11 protein-coding genes and 1 pseudogene are annotated in these 15157 nt (G+C 71.8%); 7 read left to right on the forward strand and 5 right to left on the reverse strand.

Features of this window, described 5'->3' with window-relative positions:
- Window positions 1–37: 37 nt before the first annotated feature.
- The gene (locus ACTWPV_RS20725) at window positions 38–1735 is read left to right on the forward strand and encodes a thiamine pyrophosphate-dependent enzyme (protein WP_443153053.1); all 1698 of its coding nucleotides are present in this window, start codon (window positions 38–40) and stop codon (window positions 1733–1735) included.
- A 12-nt stretch (window positions 1736–1747) separates the two neighbouring features.
- Window positions 1748–2044, forward strand: coding sequence for a hypothetical protein (locus ACTWPV_RS20730; protein WP_443153054.1), 297 nt, complete (start codon window positions 1748–1750; stop codon window positions 2042–2044).
- Window positions 2045–2118: 74 nt separating this feature from the next.
- Here ACTWPV_RS20730 and ACTWPV_RS20735 read toward each other — a convergent pair whose 3' ends face one another.
- The gene (locus tag ACTWPV_RS20735) at window positions 2119–2985 is read right to left on the reverse strand and encodes a bifunctional methylenetetrahydrofolate dehydrogenase/methenyltetrahydrofolate cyclohydrolase (RefSeq protein ID WP_443153055.1); all 867 of its coding nucleotides are present in this window, start codon (window positions 2983–2985) and stop codon (window positions 2119–2121) included.
- Window positions 2986–3217: 232 nt separating this feature from the next.
- On the opposite strand from ACTWPV_RS20735, the gene ACTWPV_RS20740 reads away from it, so the two are divergent.
- From ACTWPV_RS20740 to ACTWPV_RS20750, 3 genes are read left to right on the forward strand one after another with little or no spacing between them, the layout of a single operon-like run.
- Window positions 3218–7462, forward strand: coding sequence for a glycoside hydrolase family 38 N-terminal domain-containing protein (locus ACTWPV_RS20740; RefSeq protein ID WP_443153056.1), 4245 nt, complete (start codon window positions 3218–3220; stop codon window positions 7460–7462).
- Window positions 7459–8583 carry a DUF7158 domain-containing protein gene (locus tag ACTWPV_RS20745; protein ID WP_443153057.1) on the forward strand — a complete coding sequence of 375 codons (1125 nt, stop codon included), beginning with the start codon at window positions 7459–7461 and terminating at the stop codon, window positions 8581–8583. The genes ACTWPV_RS20740 and ACTWPV_RS20745 overlap by 4 nt, the downstream gene beginning before the upstream one ends.
- Entirely contained in the window at window positions 8583–9485 is a 903-nt protein-coding gene (locus ACTWPV_RS20750) for an ROK family protein (RefSeq protein ID WP_443153058.1), read from the forward strand. Before ACTWPV_RS20745 ends, ACTWPV_RS20750 begins: the two co-directional genes overlap by 1 nt.
- A gap of 264 nt (window positions 9486–9749) precedes the next feature.
- On the opposite strand, the gene ACTWPV_RS20755 is transcribed toward ACTWPV_RS20750, so the two are convergent.
- The 3 genes and pseudogenes from ACTWPV_RS20755 to purN all read right to left on the reverse strand — a co-directional run bounded on the left by ACTWPV_RS20755 (window position 9750) and on the right by purN (window position 12230).
- On the reverse strand, window positions 9750–10025 hold the full coding sequence (locus ACTWPV_RS20755; RefSeq protein ID WP_443153059.1) for a hypothetical protein: 276 nt from the start codon (window positions 10023–10025) through the stop codon (window positions 9750–9752).
- 37 nt (window positions 10026–10062) lie between these two features.
- Window positions 10063–11604, reverse strand: a pseudogene (purH, locus tag ACTWPV_RS20760) (bifunctional phosphoribosylaminoimidazolecarboxamide formyltransferase/IMP cyclohydrolase).
- Window positions 11601–12230, reverse strand: a complete 630-nt coding sequence (gene purN / locus ACTWPV_RS20765) for a phosphoribosylglycinamide formyltransferase (RefSeq protein ID WP_443153060.1) — start codon at window positions 12228–12230, stop codon at window positions 11601–11603. Before purN ends, purH begins: the two are co-directional and overlap by 4 nt.
- 76 nt (window positions 12231–12306) lie before the next feature.
- On the opposite strand from purN, the gene ACTWPV_RS20770 reads away from it, so the two are divergent.
- Window positions 12307–12726, forward strand: coding sequence for a hypothetical protein (locus ACTWPV_RS20770; RefSeq protein WP_443153061.1), 420 nt, complete (start codon window positions 12307–12309; stop codon window positions 12724–12726).
- Window positions 12727–12907: 181 nt separating this feature from the next.
- Here ACTWPV_RS20770 and ACTWPV_RS20775 read toward each other — a convergent pair whose 3' ends face one another.
- Complete coding sequence (locus ACTWPV_RS20775) at window positions 12908–14098, reverse strand: epoxide hydrolase family protein (protein WP_443153062.1); 1191 nt, start codon at window positions 14096–14098, stop codon at window positions 12908–12910.
- Window positions 14099–14159: 61 nt separating this feature from the next.
- Here ACTWPV_RS20775 and ACTWPV_RS20780 point away from each other — a divergent pair, with 61 nt between their 5' ends.
- Window positions 14160–15125, forward strand: coding sequence for a helix-turn-helix transcriptional regulator (locus ACTWPV_RS20780; protein ID WP_443153063.1), 966 nt, complete (start codon window positions 14160–14162; stop codon window positions 15123–15125).
- Window positions 15126–15157: the final 32 nt, after the last annotated feature.

The following is a 15157-nucleotide window of genomic DNA, read 5'->3' on the forward strand; positions in this document are numbered from 1 at the left end:
ACGTCTACCGGCAGATCCGGCGGGGAATGCTAGAACGGTGAGCACCGTCAGGGACGCCGCGTTCGACGTGCTGAGCAGCCGCGGGCTGACCACGATCTTCTGCAACCCCGGCTCCACCGAGGTGTCGCTGCTCGTGGACCTGCCGGACGATCTGCGCTTCGTGCTCGGCCTGCACGAGGCCTCCGTGGTCGGGATGGCGACCGGCTGGGCCATCGGGAACGAAGCCCCCGCGCTGGTCGTGCTGCACACCACCGCCGGGCTGGGCACCGCCGTCGGCGCCATCGCCACCGCCCGGGTCAACCGGGCGCCCCTGGTGATCATCGTGGGGCAGCAGGACCGGCGGCACCTGGCGCTGGAGCCGTTCCTGACCGGACGGCTGGAGGGGCTGGCCGGCGACTACCCGGTTTGGGTGAACCAGCCGGCACGCGCGCAGGACGTACCAGGGGCGCTGGCCCGCGCCTGGCACGAGGCGGTCACGGCCCGCGGGCCCGCGCTGGTGATCGTGCCGATGGACGACTGGCAGGAGCCCTTCGACGGGGAGGTCCTCGCGGCGCCGGCCCGGCTGCTGCGCCCGGCCGCCGTCCCCGACGCCGACCTGGCGCCGCTGGTGCGGCTGCTGGCGGGCGCGCGCTCCCCGGCGATCGTGGCCGGCGCGGGGGCCGCATGGGACCCCCTGGTCGCGCTGGCCGAGCGGCTGCGGTGCCCGGTGTTCCAGGAGTCGTTCGGGGCGCGCGCCGGCTTCCCGCAGGACCACCCGCAGTACGCGGGCGTCCTGCCCGCCGACAGGGAACGCCTGCGAAAGCGGCTGGCCCCGCATGACGTGGTGCTCGCGGTGGGCGCCCCTGTGTTCCGGCAGTACGTGTACGTGCCGGGCCCGCTGGTCGCCCCGGGCACCTCGGTCGCCCTGGTCACCGACGACCCGGCGGAGGCGCACCGCAGCGCGGCCGACCTGGCCTGCCTCGCCTCCCCCGCCGCCGTCTGCGCCCGCCTCGCCACCCTCCTCCCCGCCGTCCCGGCCACCCCGCCGCACCACCGACCGAACGTCCCCGCCACCCTCAGCCCCGAACCCCCGGCAGGCGGCCCTGCCACCCTGGAGCCCGGCCTTGACGGCCCGGCACCCCCGGCAGGCACCCCGGGCGGCGCTCCCGCGTCCGGCCCCGGCGAGCCTCCCCGTGACGGTGGGCCGCTGCGGGCCGCGCACGTGCTGCGCGCGCTGGCAAGCCGGCTGCCCGCGGACACCGTGCTCATCGAGGAGACCCCGTCCTCTCGCCCCGACCTGCACCGCCTCGTGCCCGCGAAGACCCCGCTCGGCTTCGTCTCCGCGGCCATGGGCGGACTCGGCTTCGCCCTGCCCGCCGCCGTAGGACTGCGCATGGCGCTCCCCGACCGCCCGGTGGTCGCGGTCGTGGGCGACGGGTCGGCGCTCTACGGACTGCACGCCCTCTGGAGCGCCACCCACTACCGCGTCGGCGCGCTGTTCGTCGTGCTCGCCAACGGCCGGTACGCGGTCATGGACCGGCTGGCCGACAAGCAGGGCGGCAAGGCGCCGTGGCCACCGTTCACCGAGGTGGACGTACATGGCCTGGCCAGGTCGCTCGGCTGCCCGGCCCGGCGGGTGGACTCGTACGACGAGCTGACGGCGACCCTCGACGAGGTCCTGCCCGGGCTGTCCGCCCGCGAGGAACCCCTGCTGCTCGACGTGACCGTGGCCGTTGATCCCGACTTCCAGCCTTGAGACGCTGCTCCCTTGACGTTCCTGGACCCCAAGACCTGGACGGGCTCCGTCTTCGGCGGCTGGACCGCCTCCCGCTCCGGAGACGCGCCCGTCATCGAACTCGGCCGGGCGGGCACCGCCGGAGCCGACGACGTCGCGGCGGCCACCGTACGAGCCCGCGAGAAGCAGCGGGCCGCCGTGGCCTCGTTCGGCGGGCGGGGCGCGTCGGGGACGGGCACGCGGCTGGGCGGGCCGGGTGCGAACATCGGCGCCTTCACGGAGACGCAGTGGGTCACCATGCAGGGCGACGTCGCGGCGTACCCGTTCTGACGCCCGGCACCCTGGAACGCCCTCACGCTTCCTGGGCACGCGGCCCGTACGGCGGCAGCCGGGTGCGGCCCGCGTCAGCCGCCGGAAGCGCCGGACCGGAGCCGCTCAGCCGCCTCCACCACGTTGGAGAGCAGCAGGGCTCGGGTCATGGGGCCGACTCCGCCCGGATTGGGGGTGAGGAAGCCCGCGACCCCCTCGACGTCGAGCGCCACGTCTCCGGCGATCTTCCCGTTGACCCGGGAGACGCCCACGTCGAGCACGGCCGCGCCGGGCTTGACCATGTCACGGGTGATGAGCTCGGGAACGCCGGCCGCCGCGACCACGATGTCGGCCCTGCGCACGTGGCCGGCCAGGTCTTGGGTGCCGGTGTGGCAAAGAGTGACAGTGGCGTTCTCGCTGCGGCGGGTCAGCAGCAGCCCCAGCGAGCGGCCCACCGTGATGCCGCGGCCGACCACGGCCACCTCGGCGCCCTTGATCGGCACGCCGTATTCCTGCAGGAGCAGCACGATGCCGTGCGGGGTGCACGGGAGGGGCGCGTCGACCATGTGCACGAGGCGGCCGAGGTTGATCGGGTGGAGGCCGTCGGCGTCCTTCGCCGGGTCCATCCGCTCCAGCAGGGCCATCGTGTCGAGGTGCTTGGGCAGGGGCAGCTGGACGATGTAGCCGGTGCACTCGGGGGAGGCGTTGAGCTCGTCGATGGCCGCCTCGACCTCGGCCTGGGTGGCGGTCTCAGGCAGATCGACGCGGATGGAGGCGATGCCCACCTCCGCGCAGTCCCGGTGCTTGCCTGCGACGTAGATCTGGCTGCCGGGGTCGTCGCCCACGAGCACGGTGCCGAGGCCGGGCGTGATGCCGCGTTCTCTCAGCGCGGCCACCCTGGTCGCGAGGTCGGACTTGATCTTGGCGGCGGTGGCCTTGCCATCGAGTTTCACTGCACTCATGCGGCAATCCTTCCATGCCTCGTCTCGGCCCTCGTACAGGGTGCTCGGGGGCGTTCGCAACGAGGGAGACCAGTGATCACGTACGCGGCGGAGAACGGAGCGGGGCCGCCAGTTATCCACAGACCCCAGGCAGCTGGATCCGGTTATCCACAGGCCGCTCTTGACATCGTTGTCATCGATCTTTCGAAGGCTTAGTGTTGCGGGCGCCAGCAACAAGCTCAGGAGGTCCCCCTTGCCCACCCGCCTGTTGTCCGCGGAGTCGACCGATCTGTTCGTGGGCTCGCGTGACGAGCCGCATCAAGTGCTGCGCGTCACCGTCGCCGCAGGAGACCAGGAGACGTCGCTCGACCTGCGCGGCGAGGGCGTCCGCCTGGCCGGGCCCGTGCGCGTTCCCGCCACGGCCGGCGTGCTGGAGGTCCCCATGGCCGTGTCCGCGCCCCCGGGCGCCGCCGTGCCCTGCCTGCTCACCCTGGGCGAGGAGTCCCTCGAGGTCACCGTCACGGCCGAGGAGCCTGGCTGGACCATGCACATGGTCTCCCACTTCCACTACGACCCGGTGTGGTGGAACACTCAGGCCGCCTACACCGGCCCGTGGGAGCTGCTCTCCGCCGACAACACGACCAGGCCGCTCTATGAGCGAAACGCGTTCGCGCTGGTCGAGGCGCACATCGAGCTGGCGCTGCGCGACCCCGACTACCGCTTCGTGCTGGCCGAGGTCGACTATCTCAAGCCGTTCTTCGACACCCACCCCGAGCGGCGGGCTGACCTGCGGGTCCTCATGGCCGAGGGTCGCGTCGAGCTGATCGGCGGCACCTACAACGAGCCCAACACCAACCTGACCGGCGCCGAGACCACCATCCGCAACCTCGTCTACGGCATCGGCTACCAGCGCGACATCCTCGGCGGCGATCCGCGCACCGCGTGGCAGCTCGACGTGTTCGGGCACGACCCCCAGTTCCCCGGCTACCTCGCGGCGGCCGGGCTGACCGGCAGCGCGTGGGCACGCGGGCCGTTCCACCAGTGGGGCCCGATCAGCAAAAACTTCAAGCAGGCCAAGAACGACGCGGCGCTGATGCAGTTTCCCAGCGAGTTCGAGTGGATCTCGCCGTCAGGGCAGGGTGTGCTGACCCACTACATGCCCGCCCACTATTCCGCCGGCTGGTCGATGGACTCCTCGCCCTCCCTCGACGAGGCCTGTCAGGCGGTCTACGACCTCTACCGCTCGCTCAAGCCCGTCGCCGCGACGAAGAACATCCTGCTCCCCGTCGGCACCGACTACACACCGCCCAACAAGTGGGTCACCGACATCCACCGCACCTGGGCCTCCCGCTACGTGTGGCCCAGATTCGTCTGCGCCACACCCCGCGACTTCCTCGACGCCGTTCGCGCCGGCAGGTCGTCGTTCAGCCCTCAGACGCGCGACATGAACCCCATCTACACCGGCAAAGACGTCTCCTACATCGACACCAAGCAGGCCCAGCGGGCCGCCGAGGTGGCGGCACTCGACGCCGAGCGCCTGTCGACGTTCGCCGCCCTGCTCGGGCTCGGCCGCTACCCGCACACCGCGCTCGACAAGGTGTGGCGGCAGCTGGCCTACGGCGCACACCACGACGCGATCACCGGCTCCGAGTCCGACCAGGTCTACATCGACCTGCTGACCGGCTGGCGCGAGGCCCACGACCTGGCCGCGACCGCCCGCGACCGCGCGCTCGACGCGCTGACCGGCCAGATCACGCTCGACGGCCACAGCGTGGTGGTGACCAACACCCTGCCCTTCGCCCGCGACGGCCTGGTCCGCGTGAGCGTTCCCGCCGGGCACACCGTGGCCGGCCACTCGGGAGCCGAGGTCCCCGCCGTCGCGGAGGGCGGCACGCTGACCTTCCTGGCCCGCGACGTGCCCTCGCTGGGCTGGCGCACCTATCGCGTGGTGCGGGGCGTCCCCGGCTCCTGGCAGGCTCAGGCTCCCGTGACCCACGCCACCGAGCCGGAGACCCCTCCGACGCCGGTCGCCTCGGACACCTCGCGTTCCGGCCCCGTCCCCGCCGGCGCGCCGACGCCGGTCACCATCGAAAACGACCGGTGGCGCGTCACGGCCGATCCGGCGCGCGGCGGGGCGCTGACCTCCATCCTCGATCTCGCCTCAGGCCGGGAGTTGCTCACCGGTCCCGGCAACGAGCTGCGCCTTTATCACGAATACCCGCAACATCCCGACATGGGCGAAGGCCCGTGGCATCTCATCCCCACCGGCCAGGCCGAAGGCTCCGCCGAGACGCGGGCGCTGTCGGCCTGCGCGCAGACGAGCCCGATCGGCCACCGCCTGACGGTCACGGGCCAGGTCGGCGAGATCACCTACGAGCAGACCGTGACCCTGACGGACGGCTCCGACCGCATCGACTTCACCACCCGCGTCCTCGACCACACCGGCGCGGACCGCCTGCTGCGGGTGCGTTTCCCCGCCCGTGTCGACGGGGCGCTGCCGGTGTCCGACGTGGCCGGCGCCGTGGTGGGGCGCGGGTTCGCGCTGCCCGACGTCGACACCGCCGAGCACCCGTGGACCCTCGACAACCCGGCCAACACCTGGTTCGGCCTGTCCACCACGGCGAAGGTCGACCTCGGCGAAGCGGGTTCGCGGGCGTTGGGCGTGGCCGAGGTCGTGGTGCCCGCACTCGACGACGCCCCCAAGGCCCGCGACCTGGTGGTCGCCCTGGCCCGCGTCGGTGTCACCGCCACCACGTCCTGCGCGCCCGGCACCCGTTACGGCTGGCTCGACGTCGACTCCAACCTGCCCGACGTGCGCATCGTCATCGGCGGCCCCGACGACAACCCGCTGGCCGCCGAGCTGCTCTCCCGCGCCGACCCGGCCTATCTCGACGCGCTCAAGTCGGGCGCGTCCCGGGTGTGGGTGCCCGCCGAACGCCCGCTGACGGAGGTCTGGCAGCCCAGCGCCGACCTGCGCGACGTCCGCGCCCTGCCCGCCCTGATCGTCACCGGCCCCGTCACCGACCTGGTGGCCGACCTCGCCGACGCCACGATCGAGGCGGTCTGCCCGCTGGGCGCCGAGCGGCTCGACGACCGTACGGTCGCCCTGCTGACCTATGGCCTGCCCGGCTTCGCCGTCGACCCGTCCGGCGCGCTGCACCTGTCCCTGATGCGCTCGTGCACGGGCTGGCCGTCGGGCATCTGGCTCGACCCGCCCCACCGCACGACGCCCGACGGCTCGGGTTTCCAGCTCCAGCACTGGACCCACGAGTTCTCCTACTCCCTGGTGGCCGGTGAGGGTGACTGGCGGGCCCTGCGGCTGCCGGCGGCGGCCCAGGAGCACATCACCCCGCTGCTCCCCCGCACCGTCGACGCCGCACAGCAGGGCGCTCTTCCCGAGGTCCACTCTCTGCTGACCCTCACGCCGGCGCGCGACGTGCTGCTGAGCACCCTCAAGGCCACCGGCAATACGCACGCCCACGGCCGCGCCGGCCGGCCCGACGACGGTGTCACCATCCGCCTGGTCGAGTCGACCGGGCTGGGTTCCCAGGCCGGGCTCGGCTCTCCCGTGCTCCTCCTCGACCGGCTCGTCCACGCCGATCTGCTCGAACGTCCCGGCGCGCCGGCCACCGACCTCACCCTGACCGGCGCCGAGATCGCCACCTTCATCGCCCCCGCAGCCCTGCCCGCCACCGACGCACCCGAGTTCGGCCCGGCCACGGAGCCGGCGCAGCCGGTCTACAGCCGCTACTGGCTGCACAACAAGGGCCCCGCACCCCTGGGCTACCTGCCGGTCTCCATCGCCATCGACCCCGGCCTCGTCACCTCACCGCGGGAGCCCTTCGAGGTGGAGGTCGTCGTCTCCTCCCACCTGACCGACGAGCCCCACGAGGGCGTGGCAGAGGTCCGCGTGCCCGAAGGGTGGACCGCCACCCCGGCCCAGCGCCCCTTCCGCCTCCCACCCGGCGGCCACCTGCGGTTCCCGGTGACCGTGACGCCCCCGTCCCTCCCGGGATCCGGCCTCTGCTTCGTCTCGGCCCGCACCACCGCGGGCGGCCAGCTCATCGAAGACGTCACCACGGTCGCCTTCGGCGACGCCCCCGAGTTGCCCGTGGCCGGCACCCCCGCCGAACCTCGCAGAGCCAACCGGGGCACCAAGTCCGCCGATGCCCGCCCGACGGGCCTGTCGGTCACCCCCGCCACCGGGTCGCTGAAGCTCCAGCCCGGCGACCGCGCCTCGCTCACGCTCAGGCTCGCCAACACGACCTCGGACGAGATCCGCGGCGAGGCCCAGCTCGCCTCCCCTTGGGGCACGTGGTCCATGCTGACGGAGGTCATCCAGGGCTTCACGGTGGCCGCGGGCGAGACGGCGGAGGTGTCGTTCCCGGTGGAGGTCCCCACGGACGCGAGCGACGGCCACGCCTGGGCCCTGGCCAAGGTCATGTGGTTCGGCCGCTGCCAGTACGCCCCAGCCATCCGCCTGGAGGTGACCCGGTGACCCACCACCTCCAGAGTCCCACGGCGGCGGAGACACGGCACGAGACGCACTCCGGTCAGCGGGAGGTGATCGGCTGGGTGGACGGCCGCCCGATCTCCCGCAAGCTCCTCGACGAGCGCCTCACCGCCCTGCGAGAGGGCCCGCTCAGCGCGGCGCTTCCGGTGCCGGGCACCTCCGAGGACCGCCAGCTCGCCAGGTGGCTCACCCAGGTCATCCTCACCGAGGCACTGTGCGAGAGCACGGCCACCGGTCTCGGCCTGCGCCCGAAGGAGAGACCGCCACTGGATCGCTTGGCCGCCGTCGAGCTGGGCTCGATCAACGCCGCCGCCTACAACGGCAGCCCGTGGGTGCGCGCCATGTTCGACCACGTCACAGCCGATGTCATCACCCCATCGGAATGGCGGCGCAGGCCGTCTCCCGCCCCTGCTTCTCCGTCACGGCACCTCGTACGACATCGTCTGTTCACCGATCGCGAGCGGGCGAGCGAAGCCTCCCCCGCCGATCTCGAACCTCTCGGGGCGATCACGCTCGACTCGCTACCGATCGCCGTCGCCGAAGCCCTCCAGGCCCACCCGTGCGCCACGCTCGTCGGCCCGGTCGAAGACAACCTCGGCTGGCACGTCGCCATCGCTACCCCGCGCCCGCCCGCCCACTCGGCCCCACGTTCAGCCCTTGAACCCACCACCGTCCCGGCTTCGGGCTCGGCCTTCGGCACCGCCCCAGGCCCGACCTCGCAGACGAGCTCGCCGTCGCCCCCCGGACCTTCCGCAACCGCTACCGGGCGACCGGCCGCAGGCACGACCCGGACCGGCCCGGGCGTGGTCCCTGCCCCGATCCCCGACCCGGCCACCGATGTGAGCTCGCCGTCACCTCAGGAAACTGCCGCAACCACGACCCCGAGAACGGCTGTGGCGGGCTTTATGGGAGGATCCGCCCTGGAGGAGCAACAATCGCATCGGATGTCCCGTGCGTCGCGCCAAGATCCATACCTCTTGGAGGCGGCGCAGCGGCAGGCGTTCGCGCGATGGCTCGACGACCTACGTGCCAAGAAGGTGAAGCTCGTTCCCGGCTTTGAGCATCCTGGCGATCCACGCCAGCCCGACAACCACCACAAACACTGATGACCTGCGTACTCGCCATCGACATCGGAGGGACCAAGCTCGCCGCCGCACTGGTGGACGAGTCGGGGTCGATCCTGCGTTCCGCGACCCGGCCCACACCGCGTGCGGACGTCATGAACGTGCTGGCGGCTCTCATCTCGGAGGTGAAGACGGGCGGTCCGCCGCCCGTGGCCGCCGGCATCGGCTGCGCGGGGCCCATCGACCTCGCCGCCGGAACCGTGAGCCCGGTCAACATGCCGAGTTGGCGGGCATTCCCGCTGCGCGACGAAGTACGGAAGCTGACCGGCCTGCCCACCATGCTGGCGGGCGACGCGCAGTGCTTCGCGCTCGGGGAGCACTGGCTGGGCGCGGGCCAGGGCAGCGACGCGCTGCTCGGCATCGTGGTCTCCACGGGCATCGGCGGCGGCCTGGTGATCAACGGCTCGCCGCTGCTCGGCCCGACAGGCAACTCCGGCCATGTGGGGCACATGTCCGTCGACCCGAACGGTGAGCGGTGCGAGTGCGGCGGCCGCGGGTGCGTGGAGCGCTACTCCAGTGGCCCCAACCTGGTTCGCTGGGCCGTCGGTCACGGCTGGAAAGGCGAGCCGGCCGACGCCCGCACTCTGGCCGAGGACGCGGCCGCGGGCGACTCGGTCGCGCTGGCCGCGTTCGAGCGTGGGGCCAGGGCGCTCGCGGGGATGATCGCCTCGGTGACGGCCGCAACCGAGACCACGAAGGTGGTGGTCGGTGGCGGCGTGTCGATGGCCGGCAAGGTGCTGTTCGAACCCTTGGCGCGGGCGCTCGACGACGTCGCGGGCCTCGCCTTCGTCCGGGCCGTCCGCGTCGTGCCTTCCGTACTGGGCGTCCGGGCCTCTCTGGCCGGCGCGGCGAAGCTCGCGCTGGATCATTCACCACCGGCATAGCCCTTACCGACCGCTGGGACGGCGAGTTGTGCCACGCCCGTACCGCATGGGGACGACGGCCCGTGCCGCGTGGAGACGACGGCCCGTACCGCGTGGGGACGACGGCCTGTGCCGCGTGGAGACGACAGCCCATGTGCCGCATGGGGAAGACGGCCCGTGTGCCGCGCGGGGACGACAGCCCGTGTGCCGCATGGGGAAGACGGCCCGTGCCGTGTGGAGACGGCGGCCCGTGTGGCGGGGAAACCCTGCCGTGGGTCGCCCGGTTTACTCCGGTTCGGTGAGCCGGGCCTCGCGGCGCTCGATGATGCGGCGGGTGAAGGGGATGATCTCCATGACGCGGCTGCCCAGATAGGCACCGATGAAGGCGAGCACCAGGAGGACGAAGGGGCTGGTAGCGAGGCCGTTCACAGTGACGAGGGCCTGCAGCATCGCGTCAAGCAACGAAGACTCCGGAGAACGAGCAACGGGAGAAGGCATCAGGTTAACCGGAGACAAGGGATGCTCGCCGCAAAACGGCCAAAGGGCGACATGATCGGCCATGTCGCCCTTTGGCGGATGATCACTGGACGTAGGGTGATCAGTGGAAGAAGTGGCGCGTGCCGGTGAAGTAGAGGGTGATGCCCGCCTTCTCGGCCGCGTCGATGACCTCCTGGTCACGGATGGAGCCGCCGGGTTCGACGATCGCCCGCACACCCGCCTCGATCAGCACCTGCGGGCCGTCGAGGAACGGGAAGAACGCGTCGGAGGCCGCGACCGCGCCGGCGGCGCGCTCGCCCGCCCTGGTGGCCGCCAGGCGGCAGGAGTCGACCCGGTTGACCTGGCCCATGCCGACGCCCACGGTCGCGCCGTCGGCGGCGAGCAGGATGGCGTTCGACTTGACCGAGCGGCAGGCCCGCCAGGCGAACTCCAGGTCGGCCAGTTGCTCGGGCGTCGCGGGTGTGCCGGTCTTGAGCTCCCACTGGGCGGCCGAGTCGCCGGGCGCGTCCACCTTGTCGACCGACTGCACCAGCAGGCCGCCGTCGATCTCGCGCAGCTCCGTCCTTCGTGACGGGCCCTGCGGGCACACCAGAAGGCGCAGGCTCTTCTTGGCACGCAACGTCTACAGCGCCTCGGCGGCGTAGGAGGGAGCGATGACGACCTCGGTGAAGACGTCGGCGATCTGCCTGGCCAGCTCGGCCGTGACCTCGCGGTTGACGGCGATCACGCCGCCGTAGGCGGACACGGGGTCGCACGCGTGGGCCTTGCGGTGCGCCTCGGCCACGTCGGAGCCGACCGCGATGCCGCAGGGATTCTGGTGCTTGATGATGGCGACGCAGGGCTCGGTGAAGTCCCACGCGGCGCGCCAGGCGGCGTCGGAGTCGAGGTAGTTGTTGTAGGACATCTCCTTGCCGTGCAGCTGCTCGGCGTTGGCGAGACCGCCCGTGCCCCCCGTGTAGAGGGCGGCGCCCTGGTGCGGGTTCTCGCCGTAGCGCAGGGTGGCCTTGCGCTGGTAGGCGCCGCCGGTGAACGACGGGAAGTCACCCTCCTCTCCGTACGTGCCGGCGAACCAGTTGGCCACGGCCACGTCGTACGAGGCCGTGTGGGCGTAGGCGATGCCGGCCAGGCGCCGGCGCTCGGCCAGCGTGAACCCGCCCTCGGCCACGGCGGCGAGCACGTCGCCGTAGAAGCCGGGATCGACCACGACCGCGCAGGTGTTGTGGTTCTTCGCGGCGCCACGGATCATGGCGGGCCCGCCGATGTCGATCTGCTCGACGCACTCCTCACCGGACGCCCCCGAGGCCACCGTCTCCTGGAACGGATAGAGGTTGACGACCACGAGCTGGAACGGGTCGATCTCCAGCTCCTCCAGCTGGGTCACGTGGTGGGGCTTGGTGATGTCGGCCAGCAGCCCGGCGTGCACGCGCGGGTGCAGGGTCTTGACCCGTCCGTCGAGGCACTCGGGGAACCCGGTCAGCTGCTCCACCTTCGTCACCGGGATCCCGAAGGACGAGATCGCGGCCGCGGTGCCACCGGTCGAGACGATCTCCACGCCTGCGCCGTCGAGGCCTCTGGCCAGCTCTTCGAGACCGGACTTGTCGTATACAGCGATCAACGCGCGCCGGATGGCGATGCGAGTCACGTGGATTCCCCTCCTGTGTGGTTGCCGATGCGGACGCTGCGTCCGCTGACCGTCCAGCCCTCGCGAGCCATCCGGCCGACGATCTCGACGAGCAGACGGCGCTCGACGGTCTTGATGCGCTCGTGCAGGACGGCTTCGTCGTCGTCCGGGAGCACGGGCACCGCTTCCTGGGCGACGATCGGCCCGCTGTCGACGCCCTCGTCGGCCAGCATCACCGTGCAGCCGGTCACTTTGACGCCGTGGGCCAGCGCGTCGCGCACGCCGTGGGCGCCGGGGAACGACGGCAGGAGCGCGGGGTGGGTGTTGAGCAGGGGAAAGGCCTGGAGCGTGGGCTTGCCGAGAATTTTCATGAAGCCCGCCGACACGACCAGGTCAGGCTCGTACGCGGAGATCCTGGCCGCGATGGCCACATCCCATTCCGCCCGTGTCGCGTAATCGCCCACTTTTTCCACAAAAGTCGGGATGCCTGCCTTCGAGGCCCTGACCAGCCCCTCTATCCCCTCCCTGTCGGCGCCGACCGCGACCACGCGAGCACCGTAAGACGGGTCGGCAGAAGCGTCCAGCAGGGCCTGTAGGTTGGTTCCAGAGCCAGAGACGAGGACGACGAGCCGCCCAACCTTAGACACGCACACTCTCCCAAGAGGTAACAGGGTGGGGCTGTCAGCGTATCTGTTCCTCGCCCGGCGACGCAGAGGAGGTCAGGTGTCGACACCGGTGAAGGCACCGGCAGGCCAGCAGCCCGCTGAATCGGCGGGCCGCCGAGCGATCTGGTTGTCCATCGCAGCGCTGGCCATGACGTTCATGTTGCCGCTCGCGGGCCTGGTCATGGCGTTGTTCGCGCTCATGGCCGGCATCAAGGCACTGCCGCTGCTCAAAGGCGAGGGCAAGCCCACGGGCGTCGCTATGGGCGGCATCACCGTCTCTGCGATCGCCCTGGCGCTGTCCGCGATGGCCACGGGGATGCAGCTCTACCTGATGGACGAATACTCCGCCTACCAGGAGTGCATGAAGGGCGCGGGCACGGTGTCGTCCCAGGGCGAGTGTTTCACGCAGTTCAGGGACGCGGCTGAGCGCAAGCTCCCGGCCGACGTGCTCGAACTGCTCGGCGCCATGCAACCGTAGGCGCGTCTCTTCACGCGGACCTGGCCTCAGGCCGGCTTGGGGCCAGGTCGACTCGAGGTGAGGGGCGACCTCTCGTGCCATGAGGGGAGCATGGCGTGCCGCCGGTACAGGCGCGTTCCGGCGGTGGCCTGACGACCGCCCAACCCGTTGGGCTTCGCAGGCCGGCCGCCCGCCGCCAGGGTCACCGTGCGACGCGGAAGAACTCCCGCAGGTCGCCGACCAGCAGGTCGGGCGTTTCCAGCGCCGGGAAGTGGCCACCCCGGTCGAACTCCGACCAGTGGCGGACGGTGTTCGCCGGGTCGGCGAGGGTGCGGATCGTCATATCCGCCGCGAACACCGCGATCCCCTGCGGCGGCGCCGGCACGGACGGCCACTCCGCCTGGTCGGCGCCGAACTGGCCGGCGGCCATCTCGCGGTAGGCGCGCATGCCCTCGTAGAGCATGTCGGCCGAGGACGCGCCGGAGCCGGTGAACCAGTACAGGCTCACGCCGGTGAGCAGCCGGTCGCGGTCCACCGCGTCATCGGGCAGTTCGGCGGCAGGATCAGTCCATTCTTTGAACTTCTCCGCGATCCACGCCAGCTGTCCGATCGGCGAGTCGTTCAGCGAGTAGGCCAGGGTCCGCGGGCGGGTGGACTGCAGGTGCAGATAGCCGAGGCCGTCCTGGCGGGCGGCGTTGAAGCGCTCGGCGCGGGCTTGGTTCGCGCCGGACAGGCCGTCCAGCTCGATGGGCGGGCCGAAGGGGTACGGCGACGGACCGTTGATATGGGTGGCGACCACACGACCCGGGGCGGCCATGGGCAGCAGCATGGTCACACCACCCCCGACGTCGCCGCCTTGCGCGGCGAACCGCTCGTACCCGAGCCGGGCCATCAGCTCCCCGAACGCGGCGGCCACCCGGAACAGGTTGCCCCAGCCCGGGTCCCGCACCGGGTTGGAGAACGCGAAGCCGGGCAGCGACGGGACCACGACGTGGAACGCGTCCGCCGGATCACCGCCGTGCGCGCGAGGGTCGGTCAGCGGCCCGATCGCGTCCAGGAAGTCCACGAACGAGCCGGGCCAGCCGTGGAAGAGAATCAGCGGCAGCGCGTCCGGCTCGGGCGAGCGGACATGCAGGAAGTGGATGTCCTGGCCGTCGATCGTGGTCACGAACTGCGGGTACCCGTTCAGTGTCTTCTCCTGCGCACGCCAGTCGAAGCCGTTCGCCCAGTAGCCCGCCAAGTCCCTGAGGTAGTCCACGGGAACGCCGCGCTCCCACCCGGTTCCGCGGATCTGCCGGGGCCAGCGGGTGCGGGTGAGGCGATCGCGCAGGTCGTCCAGTTCGGCCTGCGGAATGTCGACGCGGAACGGGCGGATGTCCGTGTTGGTGTTCATACCGGGAATGTAGGAGCGATACCGGAACCAGCCGTTCCTGTATCCGGGCAGACTTTGCCCTATGTCGGACACAGCACAACGACTGCTGCGGCTGCTCTCCTTGTTGCAGACGCCGCGGGACTGGAGCGGACCAGAGCTGGCCGAGCGTCTCGGCGTCACCGCGCGCACCGTGCGCAACGATGTCGAACGCCTGCGCGGTCTCGGCTATCCGGTGCACGGGATCAGGGGCGTCACCGGCGGTTACCGGCTCGGACCTGGTGCGCGGTTGCCGCCGCTGCTGCTCGATGACGACGAGGCGGTCGCCGTCGCGGTCGGCCTCCGGGTGGGCGCCACGCAGGGAGCGGTCACCGGCATCGAGGAGGCGGCGCTGCGTGCCCTGACCAAGCTGGAACAGCTGCTGCCGTCACGGCTTCGCCACCGTGTCAACGGCTTGCGCGCCTACCTCGTCCCGCTCCCGCACGCGGGTTCCCGGGTGGACGCCGACACGCTCACCGCGATCGCGGCGGCCTCGCGCGACCACGAGCGGCTCCGGTTCGACTACGCCGCCCATGACGGGTCGGCCGGCCGCCGCGAGGTCGAGCCGCACCGGCTCGCGCACAGCCGTGGCCGCTGGTACCTGGTCGGGTGGGACGTCGCGAGGTCCGACTGGCGCACGTTCCGGGTGGACCGGATGCGGTTGCGGACCCCGAACGGCCCCCGGTTCACGCCACGCGAGGATCCCGGCGGTGACCTCGTCGGCCATGTCACCACCGGCCTGGCCACCGCGACCTGGCAGTGCAGGGCACGGGTGACGGTCCGCGCACCGGCCGAGCACGTACGCGACCGGCTGCCGTCCGGCGTCCGGGTGGAGCCCTTGGGCGATGACGCCTGCATGGCCGAGGTCGGCTCGGACACACCGCAGATGCTGGCCTGCTATCTCGGCATGCTCGGCGCCGGCTTCGAGGTCACCGAGCCGCCCGAACTCGTCGCGGAGATCCGCGCGCTGGCCGAGCGCTACCGGCGGGCGGTTCCGGAGGAAACACCTTGACGTACGTCGCCGCGCGGCGTGCCGGACGTCGA

The sequence above is a fragment of the Nonomuraea sp. KM88 genome, from assembly GCF_052245635.1.
Taxonomy (GTDB): Bacteria; Actinomycetota; Actinomycetes; order Streptosporangiales; family Streptosporangiaceae; genus Nonomuraea.